The organism is Lentzea roselyniae (assembly GCF_039537795.1).
GTDB classification, from domain to species: Bacteria; Actinomycetota; Actinomycetes; order Mycobacteriales; family Pseudonocardiaceae; genus Lentzea; species Lentzea atacamensis.
Map to the genome: position 1 here is coordinate 74,519 of NZ_BAABBE010000013.1, position 16,254 is coordinate 90,772.

At 69.5% G+C, this 16,254-nt stretch carries 14 protein-coding genes and 1 pseudogene; 11 read left to right on the forward strand and 4 right to left on the reverse strand.

Features of this window, described 5'->3' with window-relative positions:
- Positions 1 to 76 precede the first annotated feature (76 nt).
- From ABFX45_RS23675 to ABFX45_RS23685, 3 genes are read left to right on the forward strand one after another with little or no spacing between them, the layout of a single operon-like run.
- Positions 77 to 703: a Pvc16 family protein gene (locus ABFX45_RS23675; protein ID WP_109637193.1), complete on the forward strand. Its 627-nt coding sequence runs from the start codon at positions 77 to 79 to the stop codon at positions 701 to 703.
- Positions 700 to 2,664, forward strand: a complete 1,965-nt coding sequence (locus ABFX45_RS23680) for an ATP-binding protein (protein ID WP_346131952.1) — start codon at positions 700 to 702, stop codon at positions 2,662 to 2,664. Before ABFX45_RS23675 ends, ABFX45_RS23680 begins: the two co-directional genes overlap by 4 nt.
- A gap of 20 nt (positions 2,665 to 2,684) precedes the next feature.
- Positions 2,685 to 3,398 carry an eCIS core domain-containing protein gene (locus ABFX45_RS23685; RefSeq protein WP_346131953.1) on the forward strand — a complete coding sequence of 238 codons (714 nt, stop codon included), beginning with the start codon at positions 2,685 to 2,687 and terminating at the stop codon, positions 3,396 to 3,398.
- A 1-nt stretch (position 3,399) separates the two neighbouring features.
- Here the strand turns inward: ABFX45_RS23685 and ABFX45_RS23690 are convergent, their stop codons facing one another.
- The 4 genes from ABFX45_RS23690 to ABFX45_RS23705 form a co-directional block, all read right to left on the reverse strand.
- Positions 3,400 to 3,795: a hypothetical protein gene (locus ABFX45_RS23690; protein ID WP_346131954.1), complete on the reverse strand. Its 396-nt coding sequence runs from the start codon at positions 3,793 to 3,795 to the stop codon at positions 3,400 to 3,402.
- Positions 3,796 to 4,320: 525 nt separating this feature from the next.
- Positions 4,321 to 5,271, reverse strand: a complete 951-nt coding sequence (locus tag ABFX45_RS23695; RefSeq protein WP_346131955.1) for a hypothetical protein — start codon at positions 5,269 to 5,271, stop codon at positions 4,321 to 4,323.
- Complete coding sequence (locus tag ABFX45_RS23700; RefSeq protein ID WP_109637198.1) at positions 5,268 to 6,473, reverse strand: MFS transporter; 1,206 nt, start codon at positions 6,471 to 6,473, stop codon at positions 5,268 to 5,270. The genes ABFX45_RS23695 and ABFX45_RS23700 overlap by 4 nt, the downstream gene beginning before the upstream one ends.
- A gap of 22 nt (positions 6,474 to 6,495) precedes the next feature.
- Positions 6,496 to 7,857, reverse strand: coding sequence for a CBM96 family carbohydrate-binding protein (locus ABFX45_RS23705; protein ID WP_346131956.1), 1,362 nt, complete (start codon positions 7,855 to 7,857; stop codon positions 6,496 to 6,498).
- Between the two features lie 238 nt (positions 7,858 to 8,095).
- On the opposite strand from ABFX45_RS23705, the gene ABFX45_RS23710 reads away from it, so the two are divergent.
- The 8 genes and pseudogenes from ABFX45_RS23710 (at position 8,096) to ABFX45_RS23745 (ending at position 16,244) form a co-directional block, all read left to right on the forward strand.
- Positions 8,096 to 9,610 (forward strand): phage tail sheath family protein, encoded by a 1,515-nt coding sequence (locus ABFX45_RS23710; RefSeq protein WP_109637200.1) that lies wholly within the window; start codon positions 8,096 to 8,098, stop codon positions 9,608 to 9,610.
- 15 nt (positions 9,611 to 9,625) lie between these two features.
- Entirely contained in the window at positions 9,626 to 10,069 is a 444-nt protein-coding gene (locus ABFX45_RS23715) for a phage tail protein (RefSeq protein WP_109637201.1), read from the forward strand.
- 20 nt (positions 10,070 to 10,089) lie between these two features.
- Complete coding sequence (locus ABFX45_RS23720; protein WP_109637930.1) at positions 10,090 to 10,458, forward strand: hypothetical protein; 369 nt, start codon at positions 10,090 to 10,092, stop codon at positions 10,456 to 10,458.
- A pseudogene (locus tag ABFX45_RS23725) lies at positions 10,455 to 10,601 on the forward strand (DUF6760 family protein); the annotation flags it as partial. The gene ABFX45_RS23720 and the pseudogene ABFX45_RS23725, both read left to right, overlap by 4 nt.
- Positions 10,602 to 10,661: 60 nt before the next feature.
- Positions 10,662 to 13,313 carry a hypothetical protein gene (locus ABFX45_RS23730; RefSeq protein ID WP_346131957.1) on the forward strand — a complete coding sequence of 884 codons (2,652 nt, stop codon included), beginning with the start codon at positions 10,662 to 10,664 and terminating at the stop codon, positions 13,311 to 13,313.
- Between the two features lie 9 nt (positions 13,314 to 13,322).
- Positions 13,323 to 13,751, forward strand: coding sequence for a phage tail protein (locus ABFX45_RS23735; protein ID WP_109637205.1), 429 nt, complete (start codon positions 13,323 to 13,325; stop codon positions 13,749 to 13,751).
- Entirely contained in the window at positions 13,748 to 14,482 is a 735-nt protein-coding gene (locus ABFX45_RS23740; RefSeq protein WP_109637206.1) for a CIS tube protein, read from the forward strand. The genes ABFX45_RS23735 and ABFX45_RS23740 overlap by 4 nt, the downstream gene beginning before the upstream one ends.
- Positions 14,475 to 16,244 carry a VgrG-related protein gene (locus tag ABFX45_RS23745; RefSeq protein WP_346131958.1) on the forward strand — a complete coding sequence of 590 codons (1,770 nt, stop codon included), beginning with the start codon at positions 14,475 to 14,477 and terminating at the stop codon, positions 16,242 to 16,244. The genes ABFX45_RS23740 and ABFX45_RS23745 overlap by 8 nt, the downstream gene beginning before the upstream one ends.
- Positions 16,245 to 16,254: the final 10 nt, after the last annotated feature.

Below are 16,254 nucleotides of genomic sequence, written 5' to 3' on the forward strand. Positions count from 1 at the left end.
TGGGGCAGCCAACCGTGTCCGCCGGGACGTCAGCGCGCTGGTCCCGGCTCCGGGGTGTGCGCGCGATCGTGGACGGGTGATTCACGAGGTAGACGAGGCTTTGCGCCGCCTGGTCCGCGACGAGGCGCTGCGCGGTTCCGATCTGGAGGTCGCGTTCGACGCGCCCACCAAGGACTGGGCGGCGCGCCGCAACGCGCCCACGGTCAACATCTACCTCTACGACATCCGGGAGGACATGCGCCGCCGCCAGCGCGGGATGCTCAACGAGTACGACGCGCAGGGCAAGGTGGCGGCGCGGCACGTCCCGCCGCGGCACATGAAGCTCTCGTACCTGGTCACGGCGTGGACGCAACGCCCGGAGGACGAGCACCGGCTCCTCTCGGACCTGTTGATCGGGTTCCTGAAGTACGAGGCCGTGCCGCCGGGGCTGCTCAGCGGCACGCTCGACGAGCTGCAGCTGCCCGTGCCGATGACGGTCGCGTTGCCGCCGCCGGAGGACAGGGCGTTCGCGGACGTGTGGAGTGCGCTGGGCGGCGAGCTGAAGCCGTCGCTGGACGTCGTCGTGTCGGCGCCGATCTCGTCCGGGCGCAGGTTCGAGGCCGGGCCGCCCGCCAAGGAGGGCGTGCAGCTGCGTTCCGGGGAGGAACGGGTGCGGCACGACGTCTCCGAGGACGGCGTGGCGATGCGCCGGGTGGCGCGATGATCTTCGAGCGGATGGCGGGCCTGGAGCGGCGGATCCGGGCGGCGGTGGCGGCGCGGCGGGCCACTGACCCGAACCCCGACGACCCGTTCCGCGGGCTCTACCTGTCGGACGAGGTCATCGAGGCGTTGCTGGACAGCGGCAGGGAGCCGTTCGCACCGTTCACCGAGACGACGGCGGACGGCAGGCTCGGCCGGCTGGCGCGCAAGGCGCAACTGTCCGAAGTGGACGTCGAGCTGCTGCTGGTCGCGTTGGCGCCGGACGTGGACAGCCGGTTCGAGCAGTTCTACGGGTACCTCAACGACGACGTGACGCGGCGCAGGGCGACGGTCGGGCTGGCGTTGCGGTTGTGCGGGCTACCGGAGGCGTCGTCGAAGGGGCGGGCGAGGCTCGACCACGGCAGCCCCCTCGTCCGGTGCGGGCTCATCACCGCGGAGGACCAGGAAAGGCCACTGCTCAGCAGATCCCTGCGGGTGCCGGACCGGGTCGGGGCGCACCTGCTCGGCGACGACAGGCCGGATCCGTTGCTGTCGGATTTCGTGACGCTGCCGGGAGATCCGGTCGCGATGCCGGGTGCGGAGCGGCTGGCTCGCGGCATCGAACGCGGTGTGCGGCTCGTCTACCTGCGAGAGCATCCCGGCGGTGGCGCGGCGGAGCTGGCCGTGGCGGCGCTGTCGCTGGCGGGTTTTCCCGCGTTGCTGGTGGACGCGGCGCGGATCACCGACCCGCTGGCGGTGACCAGGGAGGCGTTGCTCAGGGGCGCGGGCATCACGATCGGCCCCGTCGACTCGAACTTCACGCTGGATCCGCTGCTGCACGAGGAGATCCCGGTCATCGCGTACGGTCCGGGGGCGTGGGAGCCGCGCTGGACCCGGATGCCGCCGTTGCAGCACGACGCGGTGCCGGTGCCGTTCGACGTGCGGGTGGCGTTGTGGCGCACGGAGCTCGACGGCAAGCTGGCGCACGGCATCGACCCGGCGGAGGTCACCGCGCACTTCGTGCTGGGGCCGACCCAGATCAGCCGGGCGGCGAACGCGGCGACGGTCTCGGCGCTGGCCGATGACGGGCTGGTCGACGTGACACATCTGCGGGCCGGTGCGCGCAGCCAGAACGCGGGAGGGCTGCAACGGCTGGCGCGGCGCATCGAGCCCGCCGTGTCGTGGCCGGACCTGGTGCTGCCCGCGCCCATCACGTCGTTGCTGCGCGAGCTCGCGGCGAGGGCGAAGCACCGGGACCGCGTGATCGACGAATGGCGCATGCGGCCGGGAGGGGGCAGGGGCAGGGGCGTCACGGCGTTGTTCGCCGGCGACTCCGGCACGGGCAAGACGATGTCGGCCGAGGTGATCGCGGCCTCGCTCGGCCTCGACCTCTACACGGTCAACCTCGCCACGGTCGTGGACAAGTACGTCGGCGAGACCGAGAAGAACCTGGAGCGGATCTTCGTCGAGGCGGCCGGCGTCAACGGCGTGCTGCTGTTCGACGAGGCCGACGCGATCTTCGGCAAACGATCGGAGGTCAGGGACGCACACGACCGGTACGCGAACATCGAGAGCGCGTACCTGTTGCAGCGCATGGAGTCCTTCGACGGCATCGCGGTACTGGCCACGAACCTGCGGGCGAACCTCGACGACGCCTTCACCCGGAGGCTGGACGTCATCGTGGACTTCCCGTTGCCCGACGCGGACCTGCGCCGCGGGCTGTGGGACCGGTGCCTGGGCGACTCGGTGCCGCGATCGTCCGATGTGGACCTCGATTTTCTGGCGGCGTCGTTCGAACTGGCCGGCGGGCACATCCGGTCCGCGGCGGTGACGGCGGCCTACCTGGCCGCTGCCGCGGGGCACGTCGTCGGCATGGTCGAGCTGATCGGTGCCGTGGCGCGGGAGTACCGCAAGCTGGGGCGGCTGGTGGGGGAGCGTGAGTTCGGCCGCTACTTCGAGCTGGCAACCGAACGTCTGGTGGGTTAGGCCATTCACAGGGAGCGGAGATGCACGGACACGAACACGATTTCGACTCGGAGAACTCCCTTCGTCCCAAGGGTGACCGGATCCCGCAGGAGGAGACCGGCCTGCTGGGCCGCGCGGCCGCGGCCGGCCGTCCCGACGTGCTCGGGCCCGCCGGCATGCTGGGCCTGCAACGAGCCGTGGGCAACGCGGGCGTCGGGGCCGTCGTGGAGGAGGAGCGCTCGCCCGTGCACGACGTCATCTCGTCGAGCGGATCACCGCTGTCGGCGGACGTCCGCCAGGACATGGAGGGCCGTTTCGGGCAGGACTTCTCCGACGTCCGCGTGCACACCGACTCCGCAGCGGACCACTCGGCCCGATCGGTGAACGCGCAGGCCTACACCGTTGGCTCCAACATCGTGTTCCAGCGCGACAAGTACGACCCGTCGTCGGACTCCGGCAAGCACATGCTGGCGCACGAGTTGACGCACGTGGTGCAGCAGCGGTCGGGGCCGGTCGACGGTACCGACACCGGGGGTGGTGTGAAGGTGAGCGACCCGTCCGACCGGTTCGAGCGGGACGCCGTCGCGAACGCGGACCGGATCATGGCCACGCCCGCCGCTCCGGTGCAGCGGTGTGAGGATCACGGCGTCGGGGAGGCGCACGTGCAGCGCGAGGAGGCTCCTGAGGAGGAGACCGCGCAGACGTTCGTGCAGCGGGAGAGCGAAGCTCCGGAGGAAGAGGAAGCTCCTCAGTAGCTCAGGACCGGCGGCCGGTCAGCCTCCACCCGACCTTCTCCAGCTCGCTGAGGTAGGCAGCGGCCGTCTGCGACACCTGTCGTCGGCGCGAGGGAGAATCGTCCTTCGGCACGTAGAGGTCTCGCCAGTGGAACACGAGCACCGCCGACGGCAGCTTCCTGCGCAGTCCTATGAGGACGTCTGTGCAGTTGGTGCACGCGCTGTATCTGCTGTGCAGCTCCATGGCGGTGATGCGGCGCAGAAAGTCGTCACCTTGGCTGGTCAGCCACGTGTCCAACTGCCGCTCGGTGTGGTTGACGCTGTTCTTCTCGGTTCCCTGCGTCGCCCACGTACGAGCTATGACCTCGACGGTTTGTGCCGTGCCGGATGTGTTGGGTGTGTTGCTCCCGGTGTACACCGCTCCGCGACCGACCTTTTTACCCCGTTGAGGCGTCGGCAGATCCGGGTCCCAGTTGAAGAGCTCATAGCCGGGGCGTGCCGGTGGTGTTTCGCCCGTCCCTCGCGGGCGACCTGTCGTCTTGTCCATCTCCAGCGGTGTCGCGCCGGGTGCGACACGTACGGTTATGCGGGCATGGATCTGCTGGGCGCCCGATGCTTCCGGCGTCGTCGGCGTTGCAGGTCGGCCGTGTTCGGCGAAGACCTTCAGAAGGTCCTGAATGCCGAACTGCTGCCTGCCTCGGGCTCGTCACCGCGCGTTGCCTGCCTGACGTTGCAAGGCCATCGCGGCGACGGGGTTGAGGTGATGCCTCGGCGGTGGCTTCGTTTGTGCTCGCGCTGGAGTGGACTGAGTACCCCGCCTGTCGGAGGGCTTGTCGTGACCGGGCACTGCGTGGGTCATTTTTCCAGTGTTCGCACCGGCTTCGGAGCCGTCGAGGACTGCCGGGTCGGCCGCTCGTGCGATGGCGACCGCCCGTTCGGGCAGCTACCAAGGCGCGGGCGAGCTCGCTTCGGGAATCTCGATCCTGGGCGTGCCGGTGCCGTCGGCCGGCACGGACCACACGTCGTTCAGGCCGTCGTCGCGCTGGATCCCGTACGCCACGGTCCTGTCGTCGAGCCAGGCCGGCTGGTCGTCGACGCCGCGGGTCTCGGCGAGCGGCGTGATCCTGCGCGTCGCCAGGTCGAGCACGGAGATCCGCCAGCCCTGCTGCGGGTCGCCGTTGACCGCGGCCTTGTAGGCGATCCGCGTGCCGTCCGGGGAGAGCGACGGGCATTCGACGTTGTCGTGCTCGGTCCGGCGGACCTTGCGCGCCGCGAAGTCACCCTCGACCAGGTGGCGGTGCCCGCCGGTGGACATGGTGGCGTAGAAGCGGTTGTCGTCGGCGGTGAACGTGACGCCCCAGAAGTTCGCGTCCACGGGCAGCTGCGGCAGGCCCTCGACGGTGAACTCCTCCAGCGACTGCACCAGTGTCCCGGTCCTCGTGTCGAGGATGCCCGTGCTCGTCGAGAAACCGTTGGCGGCGTAGGAATGCCCGTCGACGAACAGCGTCCACGCGACCATCCGGCCGCTCGCGGACACGCGGGTGCGGTTCGGGAAACCGGTCAGCGGAACTGTGCGCAGCTCCTTCAACTGGCTGTCGAGCACGGCCAGTTCGCCTGCTTTGAGGGCACCGACCGGCCGCAGGCACGAGATCGTGCCCGCGGCGCCGTACGCGCGGTCGCAACGCTGTTCGGTGATCTCCCTCGGTCCGGCGGGGTCGTTGCGGGACGCGGTGGAGAGCCTGCCGTTGCTGAGCATCATCAGCCGCGGTCCGGACTGCACCGGTAGCGAGTGAGCGGCCTCTCCCGGCGAGGCGCCGGACAGCACGGTGTAGCCGATGGCGACGCCGGCGAGCAGCACGGCGGCGATGACGGTGATCAGCAGTCGGTTCTTCACGGGTGACGACGTCCCAGCAGTGCGGCGGTGGTGATCAGGGCCAGGACGACCGCGGCCGCGGCGATCCTGGTGGCGGCTTCCGGGCTCCAGAACTGCCAGGCGAGACCGAACAGCACGGACGAGCCGAGGTAGGCGAGTGCCTGTCCACTTTGGATCAGGGCGATTCCGGTGGTGCGCAGCCGCTCCGGCAGGACCGGACCCGCCAGCGCCATCAGCACGCCGTCGGTGGCCGCGTAGAACACGCCGTAGAGCAGCACGACCAGCACCAGCAGCGGCCAGCCGCCGAGCGGGCCGAAGAGCAGCAGGTAGACGGCGGTCAGTGCGCCGTAGCCGCAGAGCATCACCTTGAGCCTGCCGACGCGGTCGGCGAGCGCGCCCAGCGGTGCGGCGAGCAGCAGGTAGACGAGGCTCGTGCCGACGGCGAGCAGCGGGAACCAGCCGAACGCCAGCCCTTCCCGCTTCTGCAGCAACAGGTACACGAACCCGTCGCCGATGGTGACCAGGCCGAGCGACGACGCGGCCAGCACGATCCTGCGCACGGCCGGGTCTTTGAGGAGAGCGAGCTTGACGGGTTCCTTGCGCCGTACCGGTTCTGGCCGGTCTCTGACGTAGAGGACCAGGACCAGCACGCCGAACGCGGCGATGCAGAAGCTGGTGACGAACACGGCGTCGAACGACTGGGCCGAGGCCGCGAGCACGGCCATCGCGACGAGCGGCCCGGCGAAGGCGCCGATGCCGTCCATCGCGCGGTGCACGCCGAACGCGCGCCCCAGGTCACCGCTGGGGGTGGACAACGTGATCAGCGCGTCCCGTGGTGCGGTGCGCAGGCCCTTGCCCGCGCGGTCCGCGGTGATCACGAAGCCGAGCGCGGTCAGGGAGTTGCCCGCGGCGAGCAGTCCGAGCTTGGCCACGGCGGAGATGCCGTAGCCGAAGCCCGCGACCGCCTTGCGCTTGTTCGTCCGGTCGGCGAGGTAGCCGCCGGCGAGGCGCAGCAACGTGGTGGCGCCGGTGTATACGCCGTCGATCAGCCCGTACGCGGCCGGGCTGAGCTGGAGGCCGATGACCAGGTACAGCGGCAGGATCGCGGCCACCATCTCCGACGAGACGTCGGTGATGAGGCTGACCGTGCCGAGCGCGAAGACGTTGCCGCTCAGCCCTTTCCAGTTCGCCGTCTTGGGTTTGTCAATTGTGGACAGGTACACGGCTCGGCCTCCAGCGGCGGCGTCAGTGACAGTTGGTGGTGCCGCTGTCGGTGTAGGTCCTGCCGGCCTCAGGGACGAACTGCCAGTCGAAGCTGTTGCTGTGCAACGTGAACTTCAGCACGCCGCGGGTGCCGGTGTTGCGGGCCTCGCTGTTCGGCTTGATCGTGCCGAAGCCGTACGCGCCCGCGCCTCCCATGCCCGCGACGAACGTCCTGATGCCGCGCGCGGTGTCCAGCCCGCCGTTGGGGTTCTGCGGGGCGAACCGCTCGTAGTGGTGGTTGTGCCCGAAGAGCACCAGGTCCGCGTTGGCGTCGTACAGGGCCTGGAACAATGGTTTCGTGGCCGTTGACGGCGCGTGGTTGGCGCCGCTGGTGAACAGCGGGTGGTGCCAGTACGCCGCGGTGCACGGCTTCGTGCTCGCCGCCAGGTCCTGTCGCAGCCACTGCTCCTGCGCGCTGCCCGCGGCCATGCTGATGTTGGAATTCAGCGACACGATGTGCCAGTTGCCGAGGTCGTAGGAGTAGTAACCCCGTCCGGACGGCCCGGCCTGCGCCCCGAAGTAGTTGTAGTACCCGGTGGCGCCACTGGTGTGGTAGTCGTGGTTGCCCGGCGACGGCCGCGTGCGTGCCTTGTGCCGGCCCCACGTGGGCTCGTAGTAGGTGCTGAACTGCGACGCGGTGCCGTCCGGGTAGACGTTGTCTCCCGTGGTCCAGACGGTGCCCTGGATGTTGTCCAGCAGCGCGGCCGTGGCCGTGTCGCCGGAACCGGAGTCGGCGATGTCACCGGCGCCGACCCACACCGGATCACCGGGCGGTTCGGTGGTGCCGCTGGTGATCACGAGCTGGGGTGCGGTGGTGGCACCGGACTCGCGCGAGTCGTAGTCGGCGCCGTCCGAACTGCTCGACGTGACGCCGATGCTGAACGTGCCGTTGCCCGTGACGTAGCTGGTCACGTCGATCTCGTACCAGGCGTTGCGCTCGACCTGCCCGAGGGAGCCGAGCGTGGCGCCGTCGATGGCGGGCTGGTTGTTCCAGGTGACGCCCGTCTCGGTCCAGCTGACGTTGGTCATGGACCGGAAGGTGCCGCCGTTGGGGCTCTGCGCGTCGGCGACGTCGTCGGTGTGCAGGCGCAGCTTGGCGTTGCTGACCGCGCCGCTGATCCCGGAGACGGAGAACCTGAGGAACGTCCGCTTGATCGACGAGTTGTCGATGCCGAGCTGGCCGGACGTGCCGTAGTTCGTTCCGGTGGCGGCGTTGTCGACGTAGGTGTCGGCGGCGGGGGTGAAGGTGGTGACGGCCGCTTGGGCCGCGGTGGAGGCGGTGAGGGTGGCCGCCGTGATGACGACCGTGGTGAGCACGGCTAGTGGAGCCCTGCGACGTGACATGCCAGCGCACTTCCTTGTTGGCGGACATGGGCCGTCGCGAAGGGTAGGGCTCAGGAGGATCGCGTGCGGTGATCGTTCGGCGGCGGTTGGGTGAACGGCCGGAAAATCCCCCTCAGGGGTGGCTGCCCTTTCGGGCAGTCACCGGCTCCCTCCAGCACCGCCGCGGGGTCGTGTCGAGTTCCTGGCGATCGCCGCAGCATGTGTCGTACAGGGTTCCGTACGACATGGGAGGCCGTCGATGCCCACCTATCTCTCGCCGGGCGTGTACGTCGAGGAGGTGGAGGCAGGTGCTCGCCCGATCGAGGGCGTGGGCACCGCCGTCGCCGCGTTCGTCGGGTTCGCGGCCAAGGGTGAGTACAACACCCCGACGCTGGTGTCGAACTGGGCGCAGTACACCGAGAAGTTCGGTGACTTCGCCGAGGGCTGCTACCTGCCGCTGGCCGTCTACGGCTACTTCCTCAACGGTGGCACCAACTGCTACGTCGTCCGCGTCGGAGGATCGCGCTCGGCGAAGGAACTGCCCGCGGGCCCGCAGGCGCAGCTGGGCGGCTACCGCGTGTCGGCTCGTGAGCTCGGTGCGGGCAGCCTGTCCGTCGAGGTGAGCGACCCGGCAGGGGAGAACCAGCCGGACGACCGCTTCTCGTTGATCGTCAAGGACAACGGCAAGGTCGTCGAGACGCACCAGGTGTCGTCCAAGCGCGGCAAGGAGAACGTGCTCACCGTCGTGAACACGGCCTCGAAGCTGATCACGATCGAAGAGGTCGCCGGCGCGTCGCTGGCCAAGCCGGACAAGGCTTCCGTGGCACTGCGCGAGGCCCCGACACCGCCGCCCGTGCCGCGCAAGGTAGTGGCCGACGACTACGTGGGCGACGTGGCCGACCGCACCGGTTTCGGTGGCCTGGAAGCGATCGACGAGATCACGATGGTCTCGGTGCCCGATCTGATGAGCTCCTACCAGCGTGGGCTGATCACGCTCGAGGCCGTCAAGACCGTGCAGGCCGCGATCATCGCGCACTGCGAGCTCATGGGCGACCGCATGGCGATCCTCGACCCGCCGCCGGACCTCTCGCCGGACCAGGTGAAGAACTGGAAACAGACCGAGGCGGGCTACGACTCGAAGTACGCGACGCTCTACTACCCGTGGATCAAGGTCTACGATCCGTCCACTTCGGACAACATCTTCGTGCCGCCGTCAGGTCACATGGCCGGCGTCTGGGCGCGCAGTGACGCCGCTCGCGGCGTGCACAAGGCCCCGGCGAACGAGAACGTGCGCGGCGCTGTGGCGTTGCAGACCCAGCTCACCAAGGCCGAGCAGGAGCTGCTGAACCCGATCGGCGTGAACTGCATCCGTTCCTTCACCGGCCGCGGCATCCGCGTGTGGGGTGCGCGGACGCTGTCGTCCGACCCGGCCTGGCGGTACCTGAACGTCCGGCGGCTCTTCAACTACCTCGAAGAGTCCATTCTGGACGGAACCCAGTGGGTGGTCTTCGAGCCGAACGACGACGCCCTGTGGGCGCGTATCAGGCGCACCATCTCCGCCTTCCTGGTCATGGAGTGGCGCAAGGGCGCGCTGTTCGGCCTGACGCCCGACGAGGCGTTCTACGTCAAGTGCGACCGCGAGACCAACCCGGCGGAGGGCATCGACCTCGGCCAGGTCGTGTGCGAGATCGGCGTGGCGCCGGTGAAGCCCGCGGAGTTCGTCATCTTCCGGCTCGCCCAGCTGCAGGGCGGCACCAGTCTGGTCAACGAGTAAAGGCGGTTCATCGACATGGCACTCCCCGATCTCGACACGTCGGTAGGCCACTCGTTCGGCCTTGAGGTCGACGGCATCACGATCAAGCAGATCTCCGAGGTGACCGGCCTGAAGATGGAACAGGACGTCATCGAGCTCAAGCAGAACATGGCCGACGGCAAGTACGTCATCAAGAAGCTCCCCGGCCGCATGAAGGCGGGTGAGGTCGTCTTCACCCGAGGCCTGACCGCCGACAACTCGTTCGAGAAGTGGGTGAAGGACTCCCGCTTCGGCAAGATGGGCAGCGCCCGCAAGAACGGCGTGGTCGTCGTCTACGACTACGAGGGCCAGGCCATCAAGCGCTACAAGATCATGCGCGCCTGGCCGAAGGCGCTGGAGATCGGCACGCTGAAGGCCGGCGACACCTCCGTGCTGACCGAGAAGCTCACGGTCACCTACGAGGAGATGGAAGTCGAGTGAAACGCTCCGCCGCCCCCGTCATGCAGACCGAGTTCGCGTTCGAGCTTCCGCGCGGCTACGTCGACGACTCGGGCACCGTGCACAAGTCGGGCGTGATGCGCCTGGCCACGGCCCGCGACGAGCTGATCCCGCTGCGGGACGACCGGGTCCGCGAGAACGCGGCCTTCCTCACGGTCGTGCTGCTGGGCCGCGTGGTGGTCCGTCTCGGCTCGGTGACCGACGTGCACGCGGGGATCATCGAGAACCTGTTCGCGTCGGACCTGGCCTTCCTGCAGGACATGTACCGCCGCATCAACAGCGAGGGCCACACCCGCACCGGCGTGGCGTGCCCCTCCTGCGGGCACGGCTTCGAGGTCGACATCGCGGGTGGGCGCCTGGGGGAATCGTGACGTACGCGCCGGACCGGCTGTACTCGGAGGTCGCGTACGTCGCCTACCACTTCCACTGGTCGCTCGACTCCATCTTGGACCTGGAGCACGCGGATCGGCTGCGGTACGTGGAGGAGATCGGCCGCATCAACACGCGGATTTCTGCGAGTTCTGGTTCAGGTTCCGGTTTTGGCTCCGGGTTCGGTTTGGGGAGGTGACTTGCTGTGTGGCCCTTTCGGCGGCGTTCCGCTGAACCTTCGTTGCCCGTCGTCCGGGCCGACTGGCGGACGTTGCCACCGCTGCAGCGGGTCGTGTCCGCGCACCCGCTGATCAACCCGGTGTCCGCGTTCTCGTCGCGGTTGACCGCCTGGCAGAACCCGTCGTTCCTGGCGCCGCTGGCGCACGCGGTGGGGCCTGCGGAGCCTTCCGGTTCGATCTCGGACGTGGCGGCTCCCGCGCAGGAGCCTTCCGAGTGGAAGCCGGTGTGGGGAGACGTTTCCGGGCCTGCGGGTTCGGGAGGGCCGGTGGTGTCCCGGATGCTTGCTGCCGAGCCGTCCGCGCCTGTGGTTTCGCGCAGTGCCGCGGACTCTGCCGAGCCGGGCGGGTCCGCGCTTCAGGCCCTCGGGGCGGTTGCTGAAGACTCTCCGCCGCCCACGGTCGGAGCAGCTGTGCAACGTTCGGCGGCGGAAGAGCCGCCACGCCCGGTCCCGCCGTCCCGGCCGAGGAGGCTGGGACTCGGTGAGCCGATTTCGTCCGTGCTGCAGCGATCCGCTGGGCCGGACGGCTCGGAGGCGGGGCGCGCGGCTGCCCCCACCAAGGCCACACCTTCTGCTGTGCAGCGGGCTGCCGACTCCGGCGGTGCGGTTGAGCCGGTGACCCCGCAGGCGGGTACGCCGTCCGTGCAGAGGCTTGCCGACGCACCACGAACCCCAGGACTCGGCATGCCGGTCGTGCGGCAGCCCTCCGAGTCCGGTGCGGCCGATTCCGCCGGCGGGTCGAGCTCGTCCGAACACGCCGGGCACGGTGGCGAGCTGACTTCGGCAGGGGACCTGGATCTGGTGCCCATGACGGGGGACGCCACCGCCGCCTCGGTGAGCGAAGCCGGCGAGTCGGCTCCGACCGCGGGCTTCACGGACCAGCTGCCGGTCCTCGATCCTGGTGTGACCGGCACTGGTGTCGGCGACTCGTCCGCGAGCGGTGTCGAGCCGGGAGCGGTGTCGGCAGGACCGCCCACCGATGTCCTTCAGCGTGCTGCGGATTCCAGCCGGGACGTGGCCGGGCGGGCAGCTCTGCCCATGGTGCAACGGGTCTCCGGCTCCGGGATCCCGGCAGCGGGCACGCCGGGCGCTCGCCAGGGCGATGCCGGCTCAGGAACTGCGGGATTACCTGCGGTGCAGCGTGTCGTCGGTACGAGCCACGTGCCCCCGACGATCAGTGATGTTGGTCCGTCTGCGGTGCAGCGTGTTGCCGGGGCCGACCACGTGTCCCCAACGACGAGTGATAGTGCCTCGCGTGCAGTTGCCGGGCCCGATCACGTGTCCCGAACGGCCAGCGGTGGTGGCCCGCCTGCGGTGCAACGTCTCGTCGGCGAGGCGCCCAGCCTCCCGGTGCTGGGTCGGCCCACGGCTGCGGACAGTTCTGCCACACCAGAGGCATCCGCCTCGGGCGGGACCGACCTCGGCACGGGCTCCGGCACAGCCATCCCGTCCGTCCAGACCATGGCCGATCTCGGCGGACCTTCTGCACCGACGACGTCTCGCCCTGATGCCCCTTCCGCGTCGACCACGGCCGGCTCCGCGGTGCCTGCCACGGCGAACTTCGGCGGGCCTTCCGCGCCGATCGCGGCCGATTCCGCGGTGCCTTCCGTACAGACTGCACGAGACTTCGGCACGCCGTCCGTACAGACTGCGGCGGACTTCGGTGCGTCTTCCGCGCCGATCGCGGCGGACTCTGCGGTGCCTTCCGTGCTGAGCGCGGCGAACTTCGGCACGCCTTCCGCGGCGATCGCGGCCGGCTCCGCGGTGCCTGCCACGGCGAACTTCGGCGGGCCTTCCGCGGCGATCGCGGCCGGCTCCGCGGTGCCTGCCACGGCGAACTTCGGCGGGCCTTCCGCGGCGATCGCGGCCGATTCCGCCGTGCCTTCCGTACAGACTGCGGCCGACTTCGATGCGTCTTCCGCGGCGATCGCGGCCGATTCCGCGGTGTCTTCCGTGCTGAGCGCGGCGGACTTCGGTGCGTCTTCCGCGGCGATCGCGGCCGGCTCCGCGGTGCCTGCCACGGCGAACTTCGGCGGGCCTTCCGCGCCGACCGCGGCCGGCTCCGCCACGCCTTCCGCGCTGACCGAGGCGAACCTCGGCGCGCCTTACGCGTCAACCGGCCCAGGTGAACCGGTCGCCCAGCGGCTCGTCGGCACCGCACCCAGCCTGCCGATCGTGTCGCGAACCGATGCCGCGCCCACCGCGCCAACCGCAACCTTCACCGAACCCGCACCCGCACCCGCACCCGCACCCGCAGTGCAGCGACTGGTCGGTTCCGCGCCCCCGCTCGTCCAGCGGGCACCACAAACGCCGATCCCGCCGGCCGCGGCACCATCGGCAGGCCCGCTCGGGCAGGTGCAACCCGCCTTGCCCGTCGTCGTGGCCCGCGCCCCGGACCCCGAGCCGGCCCCGGCCCCGGAGCCTGTCCAGCGCGTCGTCGAAACCACCGTGCAGCGCGCCGAGGCGGCTCAACCCGAGGTGCCGCAACCAGGGCCCGGAGCGCCGCCGGGGCAGAACGCCGACGAGTTGTTGCGGAAGTTGTACGACCCCCTGCTGCGCCGGCTCAAGGCCGACCTGTGGCTCGACCGTGAGCGTCGTGGGGCGCTCACCGACCTGTGAGGACATGCCATGACCGCACCAGAGGAAGCCGTCGCCGTCTGCTTCAGCGTGTCGGTGGACAAGGACGACCTGGGGTCGTTCAACAGCTGTGAGGGGCTCGGGTGCGAGTTCGTCATCGAGCAGCGGGAGGAGGGCGGCAACAACGGGATGGTGTGGCAGCTGCCCACGCGCATCAAGTACCCCAACGTGAAGCTGTCGCGGCCGGTCACCAGGGACAGCCAGAAGATCACGAACTGGATCTCGGGGATGGCGGCGGGGGTCAGGCGGAGGACCGCGGTCATCGAGGCGAAGACCCTCGAAGGGAAGATCATCGCCAGCTGGTCGCTGGCCGGGGTGGTGCCGGTGCGGTGGACGGGGCCGCAGCTCAGTGCGGAGCAGGCCAAGGTCGCCACGGAGACGCTTGAGCTGGCGCACCACGGGTTTCTGGACGCGCGATGACCGTCACGTTCACGAGCGCGGGGTCGGCGACCACGTCCAAGAAGATGGAGCACGCCAGCATCACGGTGCACGAGCCGCCGAAGCCGGGTGGGCTGCAGAAGCCCGGGGCGGAGCTGGGCGTCATCAAGTTCACGTTCAACCCCAAGGAGCTGACGCTCGCCAAGAACGCCAAGTGGCAGCGGCAGGCGCAGCCCAACGCGGCCAAGGCCGGCGTCCCGGAGTTCAAGGGGGCCGAGCCGGCGAAGCTGAGTCTGGAGATGTTCCTCGACTCGACCGACACCATGGGCGACGCGGTCATCAAGACGGTCGAGCAGCTCTTCAACCTCACCGTGCCCACGAAGGAAAGCCGCAAGGGCGGCAAGGGCAGCCCGCCCTGGGTCATCTTCCAGTGGGGCACCACGAAGGGCGTCCCCAGCTTCGTCTCCAGCGTCTCGGCCAAGTACACGCTCTTCACGCCCGGCGGGATGCCGGTCAGGGCCGTGTGCACGATCAACCTGGAGGAGGTCAGCGGCGAACCGGGTGGCCAGAACCCGACCAGCGGTGCGCTCGCGGCCAGGGACACGCACACGCTCACGGCCGGTGATTCGCTGCAGTCGCTGGCGTACAAGGCGTACGGCAACGCGGAGCTGTGGCGGCACATCGCCGAGGCCAACGACATCGACGACCCGATGCGGCTCAAGCTCGGCTCAACAGTGCTCGTTCCGGCGTTGGAGGAGATCCAGCATGGCTAACGAGAGCTTCGCCAACAACCTGGTCGTCGAGGTCGAGGGCCAGCCGTTGCCCGCGGACGTCAAGCTGTTGCTGACCTACGCCTACGTCGACGACAGCCGGAACCTGCCGGACATGTTCGTGCTGCGGTTCCGCGACCCCGGCCACGTCGTGCTCGCCAAGGGGCGCTTCACCATCGGCGCGAAGACGGCGCTCAAAGTCCAGACCGCCGACCCCGGCGCGCCGAAACCGCTGATGAGCGGCGAGATCACCGCGGTGGGGGTCGAGCTCGACGCCCAGGGCACGTTCACCGAGGTCAGGGGGTACGACGAGGCGCACCGGCTGTTCCGGGGCAAGCGCGTCGCGGTCTACCCGAACATGACGGTCGGCGACGTCGTCAGGAAGGTCGCCGAACGCGCGCACATCAAGGTCGGCGACATCGACAACGTGCCGGGCTTCGGCGGCAGGCCGGACACCCAGCTCAGCCAGGACAACGTCAGCGACTGGGAGTTCCTGAGCCGCCTGGCGCGCACGGTCGGCGCGCAGATCGCGGTCAAGGACGGCAAGCTCGACTTCAAGCTCCCCGAACCACCTGCCTCGGCGCCGAAACCCAACGCCAAGGCCAAGTCCAACCCGCTCGTCCTCGAGCTGCACAGCACGCTCGTGGCGCTCAGGGCGGGCATCACGACCGCGGGCCAGGTGCCCGAGGTCCAGGTCAGGGGCTGGGACTTCGAGAACAAGCAGGAGGTGGTGGCGACCGCCACCCCGAACACCGCCGGCGTCGAGGTGCCGCAGGCCAAGCCGATCGAGCTCGCCAACAAGTTCAAGGCCCCGCCCCACCTCGAAGCGGGCCTGGCCTACCGGACGCACGCCGAGGCCAAGACCGCTGCGGAAGCCCTGGCGGCACAGCTCGGCGGCTCGTGCGCCGAACTCTCCGGCGTGGCACGGGGCAACCCGGAGCTGAAGGCGGGGGTGGCGGTGGCGCTGGCCAACGTCGGCGAACCGTTCCAGGGCAAGTACACCCTCACCAGCACCCGGCACCTGTTCGCCGAGCACACCGGCTACACCACGGAGTTCACCGTGTCCGGCAGGCAGGAACGCTCGCTCTACGGACTCGTCCACAGCACGAAGGACAAGCCGCTCAACGGACTCGTGCCCGCCGTCGTCACGAACGCCAAGGACCCGCTGCAGATCGGCCGCGTCCAGGTGAGCTTTCCCTGGCTCTCCTCGGAGCTCACCAGCGTCTGGGCCAGAACCGTGCAGCAGGGCGCAGGAGCGAACCGCGGCACGGTGATCCTGCCGGAGGTCGGCGACGAGGTGCTGGTCGGCTTCGAGCACGGCGACTTCGACGCGCCCTACGTGCTCGGCGGTCTCTACAACGGCAAGGACAAGCCGCCCAAGCTCAGCAAGCCGCCGGTCGACGGCGCCAACGGCGAGATCGCGGTGCGGGGGTTCGTGAGCCGCAAGGGGCACAAGGTCGAGTTCGTCGAGGACGACGGCATCGTGATCTCCAGCGGTGACGGGAAGTTCGTCGTCAAGCTCGACCAGAAGTCCCAGAACATCGAGATCACCAGCGGCAAGACCATCACCGTCAAGGCGCAGAACGGCATCACCGTCGACGCCGGCACCGGGCCGCTGGAGCTCAAGGGACAGAAGGTGTCCGTGAAGGCGCAGACCGAGCTCAAGGCGGAAGGCGCCCAGGTCAAGATCGCCGGCCAGGCCCGGACCGAGGTGACCTCCAGCGGTGTGCTCACCGTCAAGGGCTCCATCGTCAAGATCAACTGAGGAACGGACC